18 protein-coding genes are annotated in these 18,976 nt (G+C 61.4%); 3 read left to right on the top strand and 15 right to left on the bottom strand.

The genetic code is table 11. From position 1 onward, the window contains the following. A partial coding sequence (locus IB274_RS28355) for an IS3 family transposase (protein ID WP_143972353.1) occupies window positions 1-108 on the top strand: 108 nt, incomplete at its 5' end. A gap of 408 nt (window positions 109-516) precedes the next feature. Here the strand turns inward: IB274_RS28355 and IB274_RS28350 are convergent. The 4 genes from IB274_RS28350 to IB274_RS28335 form a co-directional block, all read right to left on the bottom strand. Beyond that, window positions 517-1,464 (bottom strand): glycosyltransferase family 2 protein, encoded by a 948-nt coding sequence (locus IB274_RS28350; protein ID WP_192436114.1) that lies wholly within the window; start codon window positions 1,462-1,464, stop codon window positions 517-519. Between the two features lie 59 nt (window positions 1,465-1,523). Next, the gene (locus IB274_RS28345) at window positions 1,524-3,617 is read right to left on the bottom strand and encodes a M10 family metallopeptidase (RefSeq protein ID WP_192436113.1); all 2,094 of its coding nucleotides are present in this window, start codon (window positions 3,615-3,617) and stop codon (window positions 1,524-1,526) included. Between the two features lie 87 nt (window positions 3,618-3,704). Beyond that, window positions 3,705-5,132 carry an HlyD family type I secretion periplasmic adaptor subunit gene (locus tag IB274_RS28340; RefSeq protein ID WP_192436112.1) on the bottom strand — a complete coding sequence of 476 codons (1,428 nt, stop codon included), beginning with the start codon at window positions 5,130-5,132 and terminating at the stop codon, window positions 3,705-3,707. An 18-nt stretch (window positions 5,133-5,150) separates the two neighbouring features. Next, window positions 5,151-7,292 (bottom strand): type I secretion system permease/ATPase, encoded by a 2,142-nt coding sequence (locus tag IB274_RS28335; protein ID WP_192436111.1) that lies wholly within the window; start codon window positions 7,290-7,292, stop codon window positions 5,151-5,153. A 360-nt stretch (window positions 7,293-7,652) separates the two neighbouring features. Between IB274_RS28335 and IB274_RS28330 the strand changes: the two genes are divergently transcribed. Then, entirely contained in the window at window positions 7,653-8,915 is a 1,263-nt protein-coding gene (locus tag IB274_RS28330; protein WP_225615081.1) for a tetratricopeptide repeat protein, read from the top strand. 135 nt (window positions 8,916-9,050) lie between these two features. On the opposite strand, the gene IB274_RS28325 is transcribed toward IB274_RS28330, so the two are convergent. Further along, the gene (locus IB274_RS28325) at window positions 9,051-9,218 is read right to left on the bottom strand and encodes a peptidoglycan-binding domain-containing protein (RefSeq protein WP_192436110.1); all 168 of its coding nucleotides are present in this window, start codon (window positions 9,216-9,218) and stop codon (window positions 9,051-9,053) included. Window positions 9,219-10,006: 788 nt separating this feature from the next. Between IB274_RS28325 and ppnN the strand changes: the two genes are divergently transcribed. Continuing rightward, window positions 10,007-11,398 (top strand): nucleotide 5'-monophosphate nucleosidase PpnN, encoded by a 1,392-nt coding sequence (gene ppnN, locus IB274_RS28320; RefSeq protein WP_192436109.1) that lies wholly within the window; start codon window positions 10,007-10,009, stop codon window positions 11,396-11,398. 169 nt (window positions 11,399-11,567) lie between these two features. Here the strand turns inward: ppnN and IB274_RS28315 are convergent, their stop codons facing one another. From IB274_RS28315 to IB274_RS28270, 10 genes are all read right to left on the bottom strand, one after another. Further along, window positions 11,568-11,750 (bottom strand): PA3496 family putative envelope integrity protein, encoded by a 183-nt coding sequence (locus tag IB274_RS28315; RefSeq protein WP_192436108.1) that lies wholly within the window; start codon window positions 11,748-11,750, stop codon window positions 11,568-11,570. Window positions 11,751-11,857: 107 nt separating this feature from the next. Beyond that, complete coding sequence (gene nth / locus IB274_RS28310) at window positions 11,858-12,496, bottom strand: endonuclease III (RefSeq protein ID WP_192436107.1); 639 nt, start codon at window positions 12,494-12,496, stop codon at window positions 11,858-11,860. Beyond that, window positions 12,493-13,206 (bottom strand): electron transport complex subunit E, encoded by a 714-nt coding sequence (locus IB274_RS28305; RefSeq protein ID WP_192436106.1) that lies wholly within the window; start codon window positions 13,204-13,206, stop codon window positions 12,493-12,495. Before IB274_RS28305 ends, nth begins: the two co-directional genes overlap by 4 nt. Continuing rightward, window positions 13,199-13,834, bottom strand: a complete 636-nt coding sequence (gene rsxG, locus IB274_RS28300; RefSeq protein ID WP_192436105.1) for an electron transport complex subunit RsxG — start codon at window positions 13,832-13,834, stop codon at window positions 13,199-13,201. The genes IB274_RS28305 and rsxG overlap by 8 nt, the downstream gene beginning before the upstream one ends. Continuing rightward, window positions 13,831-14,871 (bottom strand): RnfABCDGE type electron transport complex subunit D, encoded by a 1,041-nt coding sequence (locus tag IB274_RS28295; RefSeq protein ID WP_192436104.1) that lies wholly within the window; start codon window positions 14,869-14,871, stop codon window positions 13,831-13,833. Before IB274_RS28295 ends, rsxG begins: the two co-directional genes overlap by 4 nt. Continuing rightward, window positions 14,868-17,192 carry an electron transport complex subunit RsxC gene (rsxC, locus tag IB274_RS28290; RefSeq protein ID WP_192436103.1) on the bottom strand — a complete coding sequence of 775 codons (2,325 nt, stop codon included), beginning with the start codon at window positions 17,190-17,192 and terminating at the stop codon, window positions 14,868-14,870. The genes IB274_RS28295 and rsxC overlap by 4 nt, the downstream gene beginning before the upstream one ends. Beyond that, entirely contained in the window at window positions 17,189-17,743 is a 555-nt protein-coding gene (gene rsxB, locus IB274_RS28285; RefSeq protein ID WP_192436102.1) for an electron transport complex subunit RsxB, read from the bottom strand. Before rsxB ends, rsxC begins: the two co-directional genes overlap by 4 nt. Further along, on the bottom strand, window positions 17,740-18,324 hold the full coding sequence (rsxA, locus tag IB274_RS28280) for an electron transport complex subunit RsxA (protein ID WP_192436101.1): 585 nt from the start codon (window positions 18,322-18,324) through the stop codon (window positions 17,740-17,742). The genes rsxB and rsxA overlap by 4 nt, the downstream gene beginning before the upstream one ends. Window positions 18,325-18,361: 37 nt before the next feature. Beyond that, complete coding sequence (locus IB274_RS28275) at window positions 18,362-18,673, bottom strand: CcdB family protein (RefSeq protein WP_192436100.1); 312 nt, start codon at window positions 18,671-18,673, stop codon at window positions 18,362-18,364. After that, entirely contained in the window at window positions 18,673-18,918 is a 246-nt protein-coding gene (locus IB274_RS28270; RefSeq protein WP_192436099.1) for a type II toxin-antitoxin system CcdA family antitoxin, read from the bottom strand. The genes IB274_RS28275 and IB274_RS28270 overlap by 1 nt, the downstream gene beginning before the upstream one ends. Window positions 18,919-18,976: the final 58 nt, after the last annotated feature.

The raw sequence follows: 18,976 nt of genomic DNA, 5'->3' as shown, positions 1-18,976 counted from the left end.
GATTACATCGAGATGTTTTATAACCCCAAACGCCGGCACAGCAGCGCTATGCAGCTATCGCCAGTGGAGTTTGAGAAACGCTATTTCCAGAGCTTGGAAAGTGTCTAGGAAAGCCGGGGCGATTCAATGTGGCTCAGCTGCTGGGCGCTAAGATAGGCGTCCGCGCAACGGCGAGGCTTGCCGGGTGTAGCTCAACGACGGTGATGAAGATCCGAGATCGTTTGATTTAGTAGCTACACGGGAGGCAAGTATGAGGGAACACTCCGTAACAGCGGAGCCTACGTTTGCGTTTGCAGCTGACTCAGATATCGCGGAGTTCGGGTATCTCCCGAAAGCGATCTGCACCGGCCTAGGCCCGAGCTCACCGGCAAGGCACATGATAAACGGGCCCATCAGCAAAAAATGGGAGATGCCGATCCGTGTCCGAAAGGGGCGCTGACGTGCCTTACGATCAGCCCACGTGATCGGCGTAATGCTCCAGGTTTACGAAGTCCTCTTCAGAGTTTTCGTAAAAATTTACTCAATGCCCGCCATAGCTTGAGTCCTACTGGCTTTCAATTGCGCTATACCATTACTCCATCTGTGTTGACACGCCAGCAGGAATCCATCGCGCTCTTTTCTGCTTTCACCATGCTTTGATACTTCGCTGGCTAGTAAGCGGGGCAGTAGCTCAAGGCTTGCCTCCACTTCTGTTACGGGGAGCGAGGGAGGGTTTAACCAGCGGAGTAAAGGCTCGACTTGGGTGACTTCCAGCTGATTTAGAGTGGGGAAAAACTCATTCAGCACCTGGCTGCGAATGTCACTGGTGATAGCCTGCATACGGTTCAAACTTCCGGATTGCTGCTGATTGTGCACTCTATAATTTAGTAGAACTTGAGGGAGGTTTGCGAATTTTCCTCCATGGCACATAGCGTTTACAAAGAAACCGTAGTCTGCTGCACCCTTCTGATTGGGGTTGAAGTGGAGGGAGTGCTCCTCGATAAAGGATTTTCGGATCATTACGGTTGGGTTGAAGAGATTTTGCGAGGCTGGGAGAAAGTTGGCCTTGATGTCCTGGTCTTGTTGTGGGGCCCCCGTGGGCCCGTTGTCGGTGCCAAATACCAGCATTTGGCCGCTGACCATGCATATTTCGGGATTATTTTTAAGGAAGTTGGCTTGCCAGCCTAATCTTTGTGGCTTTGAAATGTCGTCCTGGTCGGCGTGGGCAATATAGTCGCCTTGAGCTAGTCGATGTCCCAGGTTGGTAGATGAAGCAGTTCCCATGTTTGTAGGGTTTTCGACATAGCGAATACGTTTATCTCGAGCTTGATATTGCTGGCAGATGTCCGAACTGTTGTCTGTGGAACAGTCATTTATCAATAGGATCTCAAAATCCTTAAAGTTTTGTGCTAGCAACGAGTCCAAGCATTCACCTAGATAGGCTGATCCGTTGTACACGGGAAGTATGATGCTAACTTTGGGCATGAAATTATCCTCTGGTACGGTGTTTTAAGGGCGGCAGAAGTTAATCTGCCGCAAGGGCGTCAACTCCATGCCGCGGCGATTACGCCTGAAAGCGCTTGCTGGTAGTTAGAGGGTAGAGTTGTCTGGCCAAGTGCCGGTGGGGAAAATGCAGCCATTGCATTTACCAATTGATCAACCTTGTTGTAAGTCAGGATCTTGCCGTCGCTGGTTTGGAATTCCTCAATGTAGCACCCGGACATATTGGTCTGCGGACTGCTATACCATGACTCGATAGAAATCTTGTTGTTTGTGCCAATTATTCCTACTGACAATACTCCGCGATCGGCTTGTTTGCTGAACCAAAGCTGATTTGAGTTAATGTCTGGCCCGAACTTCAGTACGTCGATGTCGGTTTTGGCTGCTGCGATACTACTTGATGCCTCTCGGATCAGGTCTGCGCCGTCGCCTTTGTTGAATATGTAAGTGTCGCTGCCGGTTCCACCCTCCAGAATGTCATCGCCTTTTCCGCCGATGATAGTGCTATTTCCGCGTCCCAGGGATATGTAGTTGGAAAGGTTGTTGCCCGTGATACTTATGTTGCTTCCGAGGCTTGGTGACAGGAGGTTCTCGACGTTGTCTGCTAATGTATAGGATGTAATGCTGTCTGAGCCAATTTGAATTGAATCTATTCCTTCATCCTGATATTCAATAATTGTAGCGGATGCGTCAAATATCAAATATTTATCATTTCCAGTTCCGCCAAATAGATAATCGCCTCCAATATCACCAGCTAAAATGTCATTTCCTTCGCCGCCAAAAAGGAGATCGCGCCCTCCGAATCCTTGTAAAATGTCATTGCCTGCGCCTCCTGTCAGTACATTTTCAGAATCATTGCCAAGAATAGTGTTGTTTAGGCTATTGCCAGTTCCATTAATCGCTGAGCTACCGATAAGAGTGAGGTTCTCAATATTGGCGCCTAAGGTGTAATTAACGCTGGAAATAACCGTGTCTAGGCCTTCGTCTCTGTTTTCAATAACTATGTCGTCGGGGTTGTCTACATAGTATGTATCATCGCCTGCTCCGCCAGTCATAGTGTCGGCGCCGGCTCCACCATCGAGAATGTTGCTGGCGGAATTTCCGATCAGTGTGTCGTTGTGGGACGAGCCAGTTGCGTTTTCTATGATCGTGTTGTGGGCAATAGTCAAACAGTCGCGAACATATGCTTGTCCATTCCAGAACTCCTTACCGATTTGCGACCAGCTACCGGAGTTGAGGTTGAGCAGGACGCCCTGAGTCTGGTTGCTGGCGTCCAGGGTGTCAATGCCGCCGCCGTCGTAAATGGTTTCAAATACTGAGGTATTGGCTGTCCAACTATAAATATTGTTTCCCGACTGATAGCTGGTGTTAACGCCGTAAAGGAATTGAATGGCCGCAACGTCGTTGAGCATCAGGGAGGTCGGGAAGAAATGAGTTTGATATGTCAGTGCAGGGTCTCCTGCATAGTCTCGGTAGCTCATTACGCTATACCTGAGCTGGTCCTCATTGTACGAGACCGGCGTTATGCTCTGGTGAGGATGCCCGAGCCCAAGGGAGTGGCCTAGTTCATGTAGGAATGTGCTATATCCATAAGTACCTGGGGTGGGGTCTGTGAAAAAGCTGTCATACTTTTCACCTGTCCAAATATCACCGCCAGCGCTGGTGCTATCTGGTCTGGATCCAAAGGCAGTTGGTATGATTGGGTCTGTACTGCGGGCCCAACGAATATCGCCAGCGCTAGTCGGTCTATCCTCAACTTCGGTGAAGTTTATTTGAGATATATTGGCATAGGCTTGCATGACTTGGCGAGCCGCAATAATTTGTCGATCAGTTAAGTATCTGTCCGGCATTAAAGTCCCATTATAAACTGAGTTCGGAGATGAAAAGCTATAAGTTAGATTGACGCTTTGATGCAGTTCTGTACCCCACTTTGAAGCCAGGCCATTCGGGCCAAAAATTAGACTGTCAGTCCCTGTAGCTCCGCTCTTATGAGTTATGTCAAAGCGCAATACATTGCTGCGACTGCCTGTAATTCCGTTTCCACCGCCATAAATTATTCCGCTCTCCCATCTGATGCTGGGTAACGTGTTTTTGCTAGTGTCGTCATTAGAAAATTCTACTTGATGGGTTTTGGTCATTATTAACTTCCTTGCTTGTTGTATTTAATTTATTGATAAGTTATGGCGGTCTTATTTGGCTAATTGCTTCGTCGATCCTGCTCTAAATCACCTCTCGCTCAGGCTTTCATTCACATGTTTTTTTAACGGACTTAGGAAGTAATCGATCACTCTCTGTTGATCTGTCTTGATTTCCGCACGCACGGTCATGCCCGGAGTCAGCGGCATGTTCAGGTTCCCCACCCGCAGGTGGTTTTGTTGCAATTCGATACGCAGGTCATAGAGCGGGCCGCGCTTTTCGTCGTCGACGGCGTCGTCCGAGAGGCTCAGGACCTTGCCGTTGAGCACGCCGTACTTGGTGAAGTTGAAGGTGTCTACCTTCACCGTGACGTCCTGGCCGGGGCGGACGAAGCCGACGTCCTTGTTCTCTAACTGCGCGATGACTTCCAAGGGCTGGTCGCTGGGCACGATCACCATCAACGGCTGGGCCTCGGTGGTGACGCCGCCGACGGTGTGGATGGCCAGTTGCTGGACGCTGCCATCCACCGGGGCAGTGAGGTGGGTGAGGCTGTCGCGGTGTTCGGCCTTGTGCAGTTCCTGTTGCTGCGCGGCGATCTTCTGTTCGGATTGTTGGCGCAGGTCGAGCATTTCCCGGCGGGTCTGGGCGAGGAGGGTGGCGCGGCGTTCTTCGACTTCGCGGCGCGAGGCGCTCAGTTCCTGGATGCGGCTCAGGCGTTCGCCGAGTTCACGTTCCTGGGCAAGCTGTTCCTGTTGTTTGCCCAGGTGGTGGTGCTTGGGCACCAGGCCTTTTTCGGCCAGGCGGGCATAGTCGGCGGTGATGCGGTGGGTGATGGGCAGACTCTCTTCGAGCTTGCGCGCGGATTGTTCGGCGGAGCGGATTTCGACGGTGCGTTGGGCGATCAGGGCGTCGCTTTGCGACAGGCTGCTGCGCAGTTCCTCGAACTGACCTTGCAACCACTGATCAGCAGCGCGTTGTTGTGCCGGAGGCGCTTGAGGCAGATAGGGCGCCACGCCGCCTGGCGGCTTTTGCTGGTCGATGGCATCGAGCAGGGCCTGGGCGCGGGCCGCATCGATCTGGGCGGCGAGCAGATCGCTTTTCAGGCGCTCGACGTCAGCGCCGGTCTGCGCGGAATCCAGTTCCACCAGCAGGTCGCCCGTTTTCACGACTTGTCCATCACGCACATGTATGGCTTTCACCACGGCCACTTCATGGGACTGGATCACCTTGCTGTGCCCGCTGGGTACGATGCGTCCGCTGGCGGTGGCCACCACATCCACTTGCCCCAGGCAGGCCCAGGCCAAGGTCAGGGCAGCGAAGGCCATGATGATCCACTGCAGATAGCGTGGCGCGGGATGCGGTGGTGCTTCCTGCAGGGCCAGCGCGGCTGGCAGGAACTGCACTTCGTGGGGGTGGCGTGGCGGTGGGGTGAGGCTCTTGCGCCGCTGCCAGGCATGGCGCCAAGCCTGTGAATAACGCCCCGCTAGTTGACGGCGCGGGCTTGTCGAATGGCTCATGATGGTTGTCCCTGTCCGTCATTGGCGCTGCAGGTGGTAGAGGTGGGAATACAGGCCCTTGGGCTGCGCCAGCAGTTCGGCATGGCTGCCCTGCTCGACGATCTGCCCGCGGTCTAGCACCAGGATGCGATTGGCCTGGCGCACGGCGGAAAGACGGTGGGCGATGATGATCACGCTGCGGCCCTGGCAGATGCGCTGCATGTTCTGCTGCACGATGCGTTCGGACTCATAGTCCAGTGCGCTGGTGGCTTCGTCGAAGATCAGGATGCGCGGGTTGCCCAGCAACGCGCGGGCAATCGCGATGCGCTGGCGCTGGCCGCCGGACAACGACGCGCCGTGTTCGCCGACCATCGTGTCGTAGCCCTCGGGCAACTCCAGGATGAAGTCGTGGGCACCGGCCAGGGACGCCGCCTGCATCACCGCATTCAGCGGTGCGCCCGGATCGGCCAGGGCGATGTTTTCGCGGATGCTGCGGTTGAACAGCATGTTCTCCTGCAACACCACGCCGATCTGCCGACGCAGGGACGACACCTCCGCCAGCGCCAGGTCCATGCCATCCACCAGCACCCGGCCCCGATCGGGCACATACAGGCGCTGCAAAAGGCGCGTCAGCGTGCTCTTGCCGGAACCTGAGCGGCCCACGATGCCGATGACTTCACCCGGCTGAATGGTGACACTGACGCCCCGCAGCACTTCCGAGCCGTCACTGCGGTAGCGGAAATGCACCTGGTCGAACTCGATGCGGCCACTCACCGGCGGCAAGGAACCGCGCTGGCCTGTTCCTGCCTCGCTACGGGTATTGAGAATGTCGCCCAGGCGCTGCATGGAAACGCCGGTCTGCTGAAAGTTCGGCCACAGCTGCGCCAAGCGCATGATCGGCTGCGCCACGCGCCCGGCCAGCATGTTGAAGGCGATCAACTGGCCAAGGGACAACTCCCCTTCCATCACCAACCGCGCGCCCAGCCACAGGGTCAGTACCGTGACCAGCTTGCCGATTAATCCGACCCCTTCGTTGGCTAGCGCCGACAACACCTGGGTGCGAAAACTGGCGGCTACATAGGCGGCCAACTGGTTGTCCCAGCGCCGCGCCGATTGCGGCTCCACCGCCAGCGCCTTGAGCGTGTCGATCCCGTTGAGCGACTCCACCAGGAAGGCCTGGTTCTCCGCCCCGCGGTTGAAACTCTCCTGCAACCGAGCGCGCAGCGGCGGCGTGATGAACAGCGACAGCAGGGCATACAACGGCAGCGAGAGAATCACGATCAGACTCAGCCAACCGCTGTAAAACAGCATCACCGCGATGAACACCACACAGAACAGCAGGTCCAGCATCAGCGTGATGGCATTGCCGGTGAGGAAGTTGCGAATGTTCTCCAGCTCGCGCACCCGCGCCACCGAATCGCCTACGCGGCGCGCGTGGAAGTAGGCCAGGGGCAGGGCGATCAAATGCCGATACAGCCGCGAGCCCAACTCCACATCGATGCGACTCGCCGTGTGGGCAAACACGTAGGTGCGCAGCCCACTGAGCAGACTCTCGAACAGCATGATCGCCAACAGGCCGATGCACAGCACGTTGAGCGTCGACAGGCTGCGGTGCACCAGCACCTTGTCCATCACCACCTGGAAGAACAGCGGCGTCAGCAACGCAAAAATCTGCAGGCAGAACGATGCCAGCAGCACTTCGCCGAGCAGCTTGCGGTACTTGACGATGGCCGGGATGAACCAGGTGAAGTCGAAACGCGCCAGGTCGCCGGCAATGGAGGCCTGCGAGCGCAAGAGGATCAGCCGGCCATTCCACTGGCCTGCCAGTTCGTCCAGGGACAACGTCTGCGGGCGCGGCGCACCGGGCACCTGGATCAGGGCCTGCCCCTGATCCACGCGGGCAAGAATGTAAAAGCCTCCGTCGGACGTCTCTGCAATGGCTGGCAGCGGGGTTTGCGCCAAGCGCTCCGGGCGGGTGTGTACGGCCTTGGTCAGCAGTCCCAGCTTGCGGGCGGCGAGCAACAGTTGATCGCGATTGAAAAGCTCGGAGCTATCCGCGAACTCGTGGCGCAATTGCTCGCCGCTGGCAGCGATGCCGTGAAAGCGCGCCAGGGTCACCAGGCATTCGAGTCCGCTATCGATTGAGGGTTGGGGGGCTTCCTGTCGCGGTGGGGCGTTCACGCTTTACTTCCAATCCGTGGAAGCGCTCAGATAGCGCTGCCTAGGGTCGAAAGTTAATTCCGTTCAGATTCTATTCAGCAATGCCGTGGTGGCGAGATTGCTCTAAATCGGATGTTTTAGATGGGATCGTACGGTCAAGTCAGCGTTAGGCTCAGGAATATTCACTATCTATATTAAGTAGGAATGACCCGCGTAGCGGAAAATAAGCAGCCGCTGGTTAAATCCTTCCCTGGGAGTGGAAACGGTTTAGACGTCTGACATCAGTCATTCCTTTCGGCTTCATCAGTTTTATCTGATGGGGGCGCCGGTCCTGGAGAAATAGAGTGCCCGCCATCCGAGAACGCACGAGGCGCAGCGGCAATGAAACCCAGGATTCCCCGTCAGGCCGGTGGCCGCCATCTGAACCAGCTCAATACGGCACTGACTGCGCTGGGGGAAAAGGCCAGCGCGGCCGCTGCTCGCGGCGATTACCAGACGGCGCTGCAATGTGCGCAGCAGGCCCTGCGCATGGCGCCGCAGCATGCGGTGCTGTGGTCGGACGCAGCGGTTTACGCCATCAAGCTCGAACGCTGGGACGACGCTATCCAGTACGCCAATCGTGCGCTGAAGGCCAAGGGCGATAGCCTTGCGATCTTCGACGCCCTGGCCCACGCCTGGGGCCTCAAGGGGAATGCCGAGGAGGTTCGCCGTTGGGGGATGGCCGCGCTGAATGCGCGCGAACAAAAGTTCGGCACGCTGCCGGCGCTGCCTCATGAGGTATCGCGCACCTCCCTGCCGCCGCCTTCGGCACAGACCCGCGAGAACAACCTGATTGCCTTCTCCCTGTTCGGCGCCAATCCCAAGTACTGCGAGACGGCGGTGCTCAACGTGCTGGAACAGCCGGCGGTGTATCCACACTGGCGCTGCGTGTTCTTTGTCGATGGCAGCGTGCCGGCCGATGTCGTCGAGCGGCTGCGTGACGGCGGGCGGGTGATCGAGGTGACCGAGCCGGCATTGCTCGGCGCTCCGGGTCCGATGTGGCGCTTCCTTGCCTACGACCTGCCGGACGTGCACCGGGTCATCTTCCGTGACGCCGACTCGGTGATCAGCCAGCGCGAAGCCGAGGCGGTGCAGGAGTGGATCGACAGTGGCGAGCGCTTCCACCTGATGCGGGACTATGCGACCCATACCGAGCTGATGCTCGCCGGGCTCTGGGGCGTTTGTGCCGGCGCGCTGCCGCCGATGCGTGCGCTGATGGATAGCTTCCTGGCGCAGCCGGTGTCCTCGCAGCATTTCGCCGACCAGTACTTCCTGCGCTCCTGGGTCTGGCCCTATGCGCGGCAGAGCCTGCTGCAGCACGACTCGCAATTCGGCTTCCTGGAGGCGCGGCCTTTCCCTGGCGGTGCGGTGGCTTCTGCCGCCCATGTCGGCGCGGCAGAAGGGGCTACCTATTTCAGCCTGCCGATCGACGCTGCCGATGGCGCTCCGGTGCTCTGGGTGCTGCACCAGAAGGATGCTCCGGAACGGGAAATCTGCCGCTACGAAGGCGCCGTGCGCGAGGGCTCGCTCTCGGCGCACCTGCCGGCGCGCTATGGGCGCGCCATCCAGGCCGGTGAGTTGGCTATCCGTTACCAGTTGCTTTGAAGCGTTCGCGCAGGCATACCGAGCAGGACAGCTGTTGCTCTCCGTTGCGACAGGTTCCGCTGCCTTCGCAGTGGGCACATAGTCACAAATTCGACTTGATGTCATGCATCGTCATTTTTCTTCTCTCACTACGAGTTAGGGAATGCGAATCCCCTGCGCATTCAGCGTCGGCGTATCCATGCGCCCGTTGATCGCTAAGCCGCTGTTCATCTGGAAGGACAGCAGCGCGCCGCGCGTCGTCTTGCCCAAGATCTCGTCGATTGATCCTTCGTAGTATTTGCGCACCATCAGAGCGGTCTGCATGCGAATCACAAGATTGGAAAGCTCGCCTGCTGCTGGGTATGGCGGACCTGTATTGGTCGAGGTGTCCGTACTGGGGCGACCGGAGAGTTGCTGAAGCTGTTCCCTGATCGCCTGATAATGCTGGTGCCTCCGCTATCACTCGAACTGCTCGGGGCTGTATGAGCCAGATATTAGAAATGGCCGTTCACTTTATTGCTTGGGCAGTCGGAGCGGGGGGGAGGGATGATTTTGGCTCGAAAATTTGGCGAGTATAAGGCGTCGAGAAGCTTGATTTACCAGTTGATCACGTTAACTGGCCGGGTCATTGGAGCAACTGCTGCAAATGCCAAGATTGGGATTCAGCTTTGGTAGTCAATGTGTTTCACTGCTAATTTCTATGGACAGCGGGACAAACGGTTAACCCTCTGAAAAAGCTGCCTTTTTTGATGTCCATATCCCTGGATGCTTTGGGGTAAGCACTGCTTCAAGATCGAGCTGCTGAGCCCGCAGCGCAAGGACTGATCGCGAAACGTCCTTGAAGAAACCCCGCCAATCCGGTGGGGTTTTTTCTTTTGAGGCGGTCATCAGAAAGTCATCGCAGCGTTCATACTCAAGGGGCATCGACGTCGGACGCGTCGATTGCGGAAGCAGTTTCCGCCATTCGCTTGTCACAGTCAGAAGGAGCGCGCTGCGGGCCGGAGAATCCCCGCCGCGACGCCCCCGGCAATGACGGCCGAATGGACGGCCGCATCGATTTATCGGAAAGCCGCGCGCTCAGGCGCCCGGCTTCCATCGTCAAGGAATACAGCATGTCCCCAAGACCGGTAAACAATGCCTCGGTCAGCCCCAAGGGCAGCCTCGAAACCCTCTCCCAACGTGAAGTCCACCAGCTCAGCGAAGCGGGCTCGGGCAGTACCTACAAGCTCTTTCGCCAGTGTGCCCTGGCCATCCTCAACACCGGCACACAGATCGATAACGCCAAGCACATCCTCGACGCCTACCGCGACTTCGAACTGGAAATCCACCAGCAGGACCGCGGCGTGCGCCTGGAGCTGTTCAATGCGCCGGCCGACGCCTTCGTTGACGGCGAGATGATCGCCAGCACTCGTGAGATGCTCTTCAGTGCCCTGCGCGACATCGTCTACACCCAGAACGCCCTGAACAGCCGGCGCTTCGGCCTGGACAGCTCCGCCGGCATCACCGATTACGTCTTCCACCTCCTGCGCAACGCCCGTGCCCTGCACGCCGGCGTGGAACCGAAGATCGTCGTGTGCTGGGGCGGCCACTCCATCAGCACCAACGAGTACAAGTACACCAAGAAGGTCGGCCATGAGCTGGGCCTGCGCAGCCTCGACGTCTGCACCGGTTGTGGCCCGGGCGTGATGAAAGGCCCGATGAAGGGTGCCACCATCGGCCATGCCAAGCAGCGCATCACCGATGGCCGCTACCTGGGCCTGACTGAGCCGGGAATCATTGCCGCCGAGGCGCCGAACCCGATCGTCAACGAACTGGTGATCCTGCCGGACATTGAGAAGCGCTTAGAGGCTTTCGTCCGTGTCGGCCACGGCATCATCGTGTTCCCTGGCGGCGTCGGCACGGCGGAGGAGTTCCTCTACCTGCTGGGCATCCTCATGCACCCGGACAACCAGGACATGCCGTTCCCCCTGGTGCTCACCGGCCCGCGCAGTGCGGCGGCCTATATCGAACAGCTGCACGCCTTCGTCGGCGCGACCCTGGGCGAGGCGGCGCAGAAGCGCTACCGCATCATCATCGACGACCCGGCGGAGGTGGCGCGAGAGATGAGCACCGGCCTGAAGCAGGTCAAGCAGTTCCGCCGCGAGCGCAACGACGCTTACCACTTCAACTGGCTGCTGAAGATTGACGAAGGCTTCCAGCGCCCGTTCGAGCCGACCCACGAGAACATGGCCGGCCTAGACCTGGGCCGCGACGTGCCGCCCCACGAGTTGGCGGCGAACTTGCGCCGGGCGTTCTCCGGCATAGTCGCCGGCAACGTGAAGGACCGCGGCATCCGCATGATCGAGGAGTTCGGCCCGTACGAGATCCATGGTGACGCGGCCATCATGGAGCCGCTGGATGCACTGCTGCAGGCCTTCGTCGAGCAGCACCGCATGAAGTTGCCGGGCGGGGCGGCGTATGAGCCTTGCTACCGGGTGGTGCAGCGCGCGGGTGTAGCGGTGTGATCGTGTAGGAGCGAGGGGGACGCCATCGTTATTGCTCGCAAACAGAGACTCCCGACGACTCTGTGGCTGGGCGGTTCGCGAGCAAGCTCGCTCCTACAAAAAACCAAAAACAAAAAGCCCCGCCAGGATGCGGGGCTTTTTCATGAAGGTACTTCGCTTAGGAGAAGGCTTACAGATCGAAATCGTAGTCGGACAGTTGGCGCTGCAGGCGACGCTCTTCCAGGTAGTTGTCGATGATGCGGCGCTTGGTCAGGTTGGTCTTGGCGACCTCTACTGTGGCTTCGGCGCTGTCATCGCTGTCGTCTGTGCTGACATCGTCCTCGAGTTCGAGGTCTTCTTTGTCGTTTGCCATTCGGTGCACTCCACAACACGGGGTGTGTTGGCGCCCCTTATAACGACAAAGAACCAAGCGGTAAAAAAGATTTTTTCAATCGGCCTGAAGGAATTTTCCCATAACGCTCAATCGTCCGACGTCTTGTGCTTGTACTCGCACAGGTCCTCGATTCGGCAGCTTCCGCACTGCGGCTTGCGCGCCTTGCAGACGTAGCGCCCGTGCAGGATCAGCCAATGGTGCGCATCCAGTAGGTATTCCTTGGGCACGAACTTGAGCAGCTTGCGCTCCACTTCCAGCACATTGCGCCCCGGCGCGATGTTGGTGCGGTTGGAAACGCGGAAAATGTGGGTATCCACCGCCATCGCCGGCTGTCGGAAAGCCGTGTTGAGGACCACGTTGGCCGTCTTGCGGCCCACGCCCGGTAGGGCTTCGAGGTCTTCGCGGTTCTCCGGCACCTGGCCGCCGTGCTTCTCGATGAGGATGCGGCAGGTTTCGATGGTGTTCTTCGCCTTGCTGTTATACAGGCCGATGGTTTTGATGTACTCGGACAGGCCCTCGACGCCCAGGGCGTAGATTGCCTCCGGGGTGTTGGCCACCGGGTAGAGCTTGGCGGTGGCCTTGTTCACCCCGACGTCGGTGGCCTGGGCGGAGAGCAGCACCGCGATCAGCAGCTCGAAGGGCGTGCTGTAGGCCAGTTCGGTTTCGGGGTTGGGATTGTCTTCCTTGAGTCGGCGGAAAATCTCCGCGCGCTTGGCGGCATTCATTCGATCACTCCGGTCACGCGGACGCGTTGGCGCTCGGTTGCGGGACCGTCGCCCGCTGGCACCTTGGCGCGGTCCGCCAGGCTTTCATCAATACGGTTCTTCAGGGCAATCAGCAGGCCCAGCACCAGGAAGGCACCGGGCGGCAACACGGCCAGCAACAGGCCGTGGTAGCCGGGAATCTGCAGTTTCCAGCTGGCAGCGTCGAGGCCGAACAGCAGGTCCATGCCCGCGAAAAGGGTGCCATGGCCGAGCAGTTCGCGCAGCGTGCCGATGGCCAGCAGGACCAGGGCGAAGCCCAGCCCCATCATCAGTGCGTCGAAGGCCGAGCGCGCCACGTTGTTGTTCGCGGCGAAGGATTGCGCGCGACCGAGGATCACGCAGTTGGTGGTGATCAGCGGCACGAAGATGCCCAGCACTTCATACAGCTCGTACCGCCACGCCTGCATCAGCAGTTCCACGCAGGTGGTGAGGGTGGCGATGACCAGCAGGAAGGCCGGCAGGCGCACGGCCTCGCTCAGCGTGCCACGGATCAGCGATACGGCGACGCTGGAGCAGACCAGCACGAAGATCGTCGCCAGCCCCAGGCCGAGGGCGTTGACCATGGAGCTGCTGGTGCCCAGCAGCGGGCACAGGCCGAGCAATTGCACAAGGCCGGGGTTGTTCTTCCACAGGCCTTGCAGGGCGATTTCGCGGTAGCCGGGATTACTCATGCTTGTCTCCCGAGGTCGCAGGGGCCAGCAGCTCGGATTTGTGCGCGTCGAAGTACTGCAGCGCCAGGTGCGTGGCCTTGACCACCGCGCGAGGTGTGACGGTGGCGCCGGCGAACTGATCGAACTGGCCGCCGTCCTTCTTCACTTTCCAGCCGGCCTCGGTCGGGTCGCTCAGGGAGCGGCCGTCGAAGCCATGCAGCCAGTCGCTCCTGCCCAGCTCGATGCGGTCGCCCTGGCCGGGTGTCTCGTGGTGCGCCACGACCCGCACGCCGAGCAGGCGGCCTTGTGCGGTTACCCCCACCAGCAGCTGGATCGATCCGCCGTAGCCATCTCGCGCCACGGGCTGGAGCACGACCGCCGTGGTCTGCCCCTGGAGCCGGGCGAGGTAGGCGGGCGCCGGCTCGTCGCGGCCCAGCAGCTTGGGATCGAAGGCGCTGACTTCGGTCTCCAGTGGATGGTTGTCGTAGCTGCCCCTGGGCAGCAGTTCCAGCAGGGTGCGGCCACGCGCCTCGCGCTGGGCGGTGTCGATGCGCTGGGCGGTGAGCTGATGGACGATCGACACCATGCCGGCGGCAAGCACCGCGAGCAGGCCCAGCGCCAGGACATTCTTCAGCAGGGTGCGGTTCATCGCTCACCCGCCTTGAAGCCGCGCTCGGGCTTCTTGTGCCCGTAGGTGCGCGGACGGGTGAAGTAGTCGATGGTCGGTGCGGCAAGGTTCATCAGCAGCACGGCGAAGGCCAGGCCGTCCGGGTAGCCGCCCCAGGCGCGGATCACGTAGGTGAGCACGCCGACGCCGATGCCGAACATCAGCCGGCCACGGTTGGTGGTGGCGCCGGAAACCGGGTCGGTGACGATGAAGAAGGCGCCGAGCATGGTCGCGCCACTGAACAGGTGCAGCAGCGGCGACCCGTGGGAGTCGGAGCCGGTGCCGTTCCAGAACAGCAGGCTCATGACAAACAGGCCACCGAGCATGCCTACCGGAGCGTGCCAGGTGAACAGCTTGCGCCAGAGCAGGAACAGCCCGCCGGTGAGGAAGGCCAGGTTGACCAGTTCCACGCCGCGCCCGCCAACGTTGCCGAAAGCGGGCGACTGAGCCAGCAGTTCTTCCATGGTCAGGCTGTGGTTGTTGCGCACCACGTCCAGCGCCGTGGCGCCGACCCAGGCGTCCGGCCCTGTGCTTGCGAAGCCGAAGATCTGCCGCAGGCCCTCGGCGAAACCGAGCGCGCTGTCCGGTGCCGGCCACTGGCTCATCTGCTGCGGGAAGGACACCAGCACCACCGCGTAGCCGACCATGGCCGGGTTGAACGGGTTCTGTCCGAGGCCGCCATACAGGTGCTTGCCGAAGATCAGCGCGAACACCGTGGCGATCGCGCTCAGCCACCAGGGCGAGTAGGGCGGCAGGGCGAGGGCGAGCAGTACCGCGGTGACCAGCGCGCTGCCGTCCTTGAGGAAAAAGGTCACCGGACGGTCGCGCAGCTTGAGCATGAGCGCCTCGGTAGCGAGGGCGAGCAGGCTGCACCAGAGCAGGTTGAACAGGGTGCCGACGCCGTACAGGCCGATTAGCACCAGGGCGCCCGGTGCGCAGGCGGCTAGCAGGGTCAGCATGACCTTCTGCGTGCGATTCGCGCCGGTGGCGTGGGGCGAGCTGATGCGCGGCAGCTTCATGGGCGCACCTCGCCCTGGGCGTCGGCGACGCCGCGTTCAGCCGCGTACAGGCGTTCACGGGCAACGGCCAGAGCCGCTTCGCCAGCACCTTCGCGTTCGAGCTTCTTCAGATCGGCGCGGGCGTAGGCCAGTTCGGTTTTGGCGGCGCGCAGGGCATCGGTGATCGGGCGCTTGTCGGTGCGCACCAGGTCCGGCGGCGCCTTGCCACTGGCGTCTTCGGCGGCGTGCAGGGCGGCTTCGGCGGCCCCGAGCGACTGGCGGATCGCGGCCAGTTCCTCGGCGGTAGCGCCTTCGCGCTCAGCGGCGCGCAGGGCATCGCGCTGGGCGATATAGGCCACCTTGGCCTCGCGCAGGGCGAGAACGCCGTCGACGGGATGCCCGGTTTTCAGTTCGGTCGGCATGGCGGGCCCCTGCAGTTCGTTGAGTTGGCGCTCGATGCGTTCGACGTCTGCACGCAAGGAGGCGAGGGTGGCGCGCTGCTCGTCGCTGGGCGATTCGCCGAAGGCCTTCTCGGACTTCTTCAGTTGGGCGCGCGCCATGGCGGCGTCGATCTTCGCTTTCTTCAGTACGGCTTCGTCCGCGGCCGGCGCTGCGGCGGGGGCCGGTTCCGAGCTGACGATTTGCGCTTGGGCAGCCGCCAGCGCGGCTTTCGCCTCTGCGGCGGCGCTGCGCAGTTTGGCGACCTGGGTGCGCAGTTGGTCGGTGTCGTGGGCGGCCAGTTGCTTCTCCGCCTTGTTCAGGGCGACCTGGGCCATGCTGGCGTCGATCTTCAACCGCTTGAGCTGGTCGGGTGCATTGCCCACCGCCTTCTCGGCCTTCACCCGCTCGATCACCGACTGCGCGGCTGGCGCGGCGGGCGTTTCGACCTCGGGTTGGTCATTCTGCGCGCGCGCCGCTCGCTCCTGCCGGGCGAGGCGGTCGGCAGCGCGCTGTGCTTCCTCACAGCGCAGACGCTCCTGGCGCTGCTCGAAGCGCAGGCGCGACTGCTCGGCCTTCAACTGGCGCTGTTCCAGCTCGCGTATCTCGCCCTTGGAGGCGCGATAGTACTGCACCAGCGGAATGCTCGACGGGCAGACGTAGGCGCAGGCGCCGCACTCGATGCAGTCGAACAGGTTGTGCGCCATGAGCTGCTGATGGTCTTCGGCGAAGAAGTACAGCTGCTGCGGCAGCAGGCTCGCGGGGCAGACCTGTGCACAGTCGCCACAGCGGATGCACGGCAGCGCCTGCGCAGGTGGCGGCAGCTCTTCGCGCGTGGCGGCCAGCAGGCAGTTGGCGGTCTTGATCAGCGGCACGTCCAGCGAGGGCAGGCTCTCGCCCATCAGTGGGCCGCCGAGCAGTAAGCGGTCCAGTTTCGCGTGGTCGAGGCCGGCGAACTCCAGCAGCTCGCCTACCGGTGTGCCGATCAGCGCTTCGACATTGCACGGGCTCGCCAGCGCGGCGCCGCTCAGGGTGGTGATGCGCGAGATCAGCGGCCGCCCGCGCAGCACGGCATCGGCCACGGCGACGGCGGTGCCGACGTTCACGCAGAGCATGCCGATATCCGCCGGCAGTCCGCCCGAAGGCACTTCGCGGCCGGTGAGCACCTGGATCAGCTGGCGCTCGCCGCCGGAGGGGTAGCGGGTCGGCACCGGTTGCAGGCGGATCGGCCGTTCGCCAATGGCGGCCTGCACGGCGGCGATGGCCTCGGGCTTGTTGTCCTCGATGCCGAGCAGCACCTGCTGCGGCTGGAGGATGTGCATCAGCACCTCGATGCCTTCGACCAGTTCGACGGCGCGCTCGCGCATCAGCAGGTCGTCGGCGCTGATGTAGGGCTCGCACTCGGCGCCGTTGATGATCAGGGTGTGCAGGTCGTCCTGAGCGCGGGAGGCGAGCTTGGCCGCGGTGGGGAAGCCGGCGCCGCCAAGGCCGGCGATGCCTGCCTGACGAATGCGCTGCAGCAGTTCGACGCCGGAGAGGGATACATACTCGGGCTCGGGTGTGAGCTCGATCCACGTCTGCGCGCCGTCGCTGTCGATGACGATGGCGGGCACCAAAAGGCCGGAGCTGTGCGGATAGGGTTGCTCGCCGATCGCGACCACGCTGCCGGAAGTCGGTGCATGCAGCGCAGCACTGATGGCGCTGCCAGCCTCGGCGATCAACTGGCCCTTGAGCACGCGTTGGCCGACTTCGACGCAGGGCACGGCGGGCTCGCCGATGTGCTGCTGCAGCGGCAGCACCAGGCGGCGGGGCAGCGGCGGTTGCTGGATCAGCGTGGCGGTGGATTGCTGCTTGTTGGCCGGCAACTGCAGGCCGCCGGGGAAGCGCCAGACCTGCGCGTTCATGCCGCCTGCTGCCGATCGGTCTGGATCAGCCGGCCCTTTGGCAGCGGCCATTTCCAGTCGGCGACGCGCACCGGCAGATCGCGCATCTCGATGCAGTCCACCGGGCAGGGTTCCAGGCACAGGTCGCAGCCGGTGCATTCGTCGGCTATCACCGTATGCATCAGCTTGGCCGCGCCGACGATGGCGTCCACTGGGCAGGCGCGGATGCACTTGGTGCAGCCGATGCACTCGGCCTCGCGGATATAGGCCACGCGCTGTGGCGTCTCTTCGGCGGCGTCCAGCGGCAGGGGTTCGACGTCCAGCAGTTCGGCGAGGGCGGCGATGGTCGCGGCGCCGCCGGGCGGGCATTTGTTGATCGCGTCACCCTCGGCAATGGCCTGGGCGTAGGGCTTGCAGCCGGCGTAGCCGCACTGGCCGCACTGGGTCTGCGGCAGCAGGTCATTGATCTGCCCGGCGATGGGCTCGCCTGCGAGCTTCAACCGCGCTGAGGCCAGGCGCAGCGCCACGGCGCCGCCGAGGCAAACCACGATAATCAGCAGCGCCGCGATCATGGCTTGAGCAACCCGCTGAAGCCCATGAACGCCAGGGACATCAGCCCGGCGGTGATCATGCCGATGGCCGCGCCCTTGAACGGCTTGGGCACGTCGGCGATGGCGATGCGCTCGCGCAGGGCGGCGAAGAGCACCAGCACCAGGGTGAAGCCCAGCCCGGCACCGAAGCCCTGGAAGGTGGATTGCAGGAAGCCGAACTCGGCCTTGCGCGCATTGAGCAGCGCAACGCCCAGCACGATGCAGTTGGTGGTGATCAGCGGCAGGAAGATGCCCAGCGTGCGGGCCAGCAGCGGGCTGGTCCTGTTCACCAGCAGTTCGGTGAACTGCACCACCACGGCGATCACCAGGATGAAGCCGATGGTGCGCAGGAACTCCAGGTCCAGCGGTTGCAGCACGTAGCGCTGCAGGATGTAACTCAGCGCCGAGGCGAGGGTGAGGACGAAGGTGGTCGCCAGGGCCAGCGCGAGCGCCGTCTCGATCTTGCGCGACACGCCCATGAACGGGCAGATGCCGAGGAACTGCACCAGTACGAAGTTGTTGACCAGGATGGCGCTGACCAGGATCAGGGCGAGTTCGGTCATGGCCGGCGCCCCGTGCTCGGATGTGGGCTGTTCATGCTCAGATTCCGCTGATCAGCAGGTCGATGGCGGCGATGATCTCCAGGCGCAGGTGCGCCAGACTGCCCACCGGCTCGCCCAGCTCACGGCGGGAGATACCGGCCATCTGTGGGGTCAGCAGCAGGAGCGTCTCATCGCCCACGTGCACTTGCGGCATCAGTCGATGGATGCCGGCCAGGCCCCTGGCGCGGCTGAGCGGGATCACCATACGCGTGTTCAGCGAGGCCAGCAGGTCGCTCTGTACGTCCAGCAGCAGCGGGATCGCCTCGCAGGTGCGCGGGTTGGCGTTGCGGTAGAGATCGAACTGCTTCATCAGAAGCTCCGCAATCCATCGCTAAACACGCCGGTTTCCTCGACGTGCTGGTTGTAGGTTTCGATGGCTTCGCGGTTCTGCTCCAGCCAGCGCTGGCCCAGGCGCTCCTTGACCACATCGGCCAGCGCCTCCTCCAGCACCGCCGAGAGGTTCACGTCCAGCTCACGAGCCTGTTTCAGCAGGTCACTGTTGAGGCTCAGATTGGTGGCTTTCTTCGGCGCCTGGGGGTCGTAGATCATGTGCATGAGCACCTCCACGGTAGATGCGCATAGGTTATGCGCATTGCTCAGCGGGGACAATCTT

Source organism: Pseudomonas sp. PDM18, from assembly GCF_014852585.1.
Lineage (GTDB): Bacteria > Pseudomonadota > Gammaproteobacteria > Pseudomonadales > Pseudomonadaceae > Pseudomonas.
The sequence above is the reverse complement of the archived record's forward strand: the minus strand, read 5'-3'. Positions and strand labels throughout refer to the sequence as shown.

What these genes read in the sequence shown, in the direction of transcription:
- nth (WP_192436107.1), bottom strand. Translation starts at nt 12,496, where the DNA reads ATGAATGCCGCCAAGCGCGCGGAGATTTTCCGCCGACTCAAGGAAGAC.
- IB274_RS28305 (WP_192436106.1), bottom strand. Translation starts at nt 13,206, where the DNA reads ATGAGTAATCCCGGCTACCGCGAAATCGCCCTGCAAGGCCTGTGGAAG.
- ppnN (WP_192436109.1), top strand. Translation starts at nt 10,007, where the DNA reads ATGTCCCCAAGACCGGTAAACAATGCCTCGGTCAGCCCCAAGGGCAGC.
- IB274_RS28295 (WP_192436104.1), bottom strand. Translation starts at nt 14,871, where the DNA reads ATGAAGCTGCCGCGCATCAGCTCGCCCCACGCCACCGGCGCGAATCGC.
- IB274_RS28330 (WP_225615081.1), top strand. Translation starts at nt 7,653, where the DNA reads ATGAAACCCAGGATTCCCCGTCAGGCCGGTGGCCGCCATCTGAACCAG.
- IB274_RS28340 (WP_192436112.1), bottom strand. Translation starts at nt 5,132, where the DNA reads ATGAGCCATTCGACAAGCCCGCGCCGTCAACTAGCGGGGCGTTATTCA.
- IB274_RS28345 (WP_192436113.1), bottom strand. Translation starts at nt 3,617, where the DNA reads ATGACCAAAACCCATCAAGTAGAATTTTCTAATGACGACACTAGCAAA.
- rsxB (WP_192436102.1), bottom strand. Translation starts at nt 17,743, where the DNA reads ATGATCGCGGCGCTGCTGATTATCGTGGTTTGCCTCGGCGGCGCCGTG.
- IB274_RS28350 (WP_192436114.1), bottom strand. Translation starts at nt 1,464, where the DNA reads ATGCCCAAAGTTAGCATCATACTTCCCGTGTACAACGGATCAGCCTAT.
- IB274_RS28270 (WP_192436099.1), bottom strand. Translation starts at nt 18,918, where the DNA reads ATGCACATGATCTACGACCCCCAGGCGCCGAAGAAAGCCACCAATCTG.
- rsxA (WP_192436101.1), bottom strand. Translation starts at nt 18,324, where the DNA reads ATGACCGAACTCGCCCTGATCCTGGTCAGCGCCATCCTGGTCAACAAC.
- rsxC (WP_192436103.1), bottom strand. Translation starts at nt 17,192, where the DNA reads ATGAACGCGCAGGTCTGGCGCTTCCCCGGCGGCCTGCAGTTGCCGGCC.
- IB274_RS28275 (WP_192436100.1), bottom strand. Translation starts at nt 18,673, where the DNA reads ATGAAGCAGTTCGATCTCTACCGCAACGCCAACCCGCGCACCTGCGAG.
- IB274_RS28325 (WP_192436110.1), bottom strand. Translation starts at nt 9,218, where the DNA reads ATGCAGACCGCTCTGATGGTGCGCAAATACTACGAAGGATCAATCGAC.
- rsxG (WP_192436105.1), bottom strand. Translation starts at nt 13,834, where the DNA reads ATGAACCGCACCCTGCTGAAGAATGTCCTGGCGCTGGGCCTGCTCGCG.
- IB274_RS28315 (WP_192436108.1), bottom strand. Translation starts at nt 11,750, where the DNA reads ATGGCAAACGACAAAGAAGACCTCGAACTCGAGGACGATGTCAGCACA.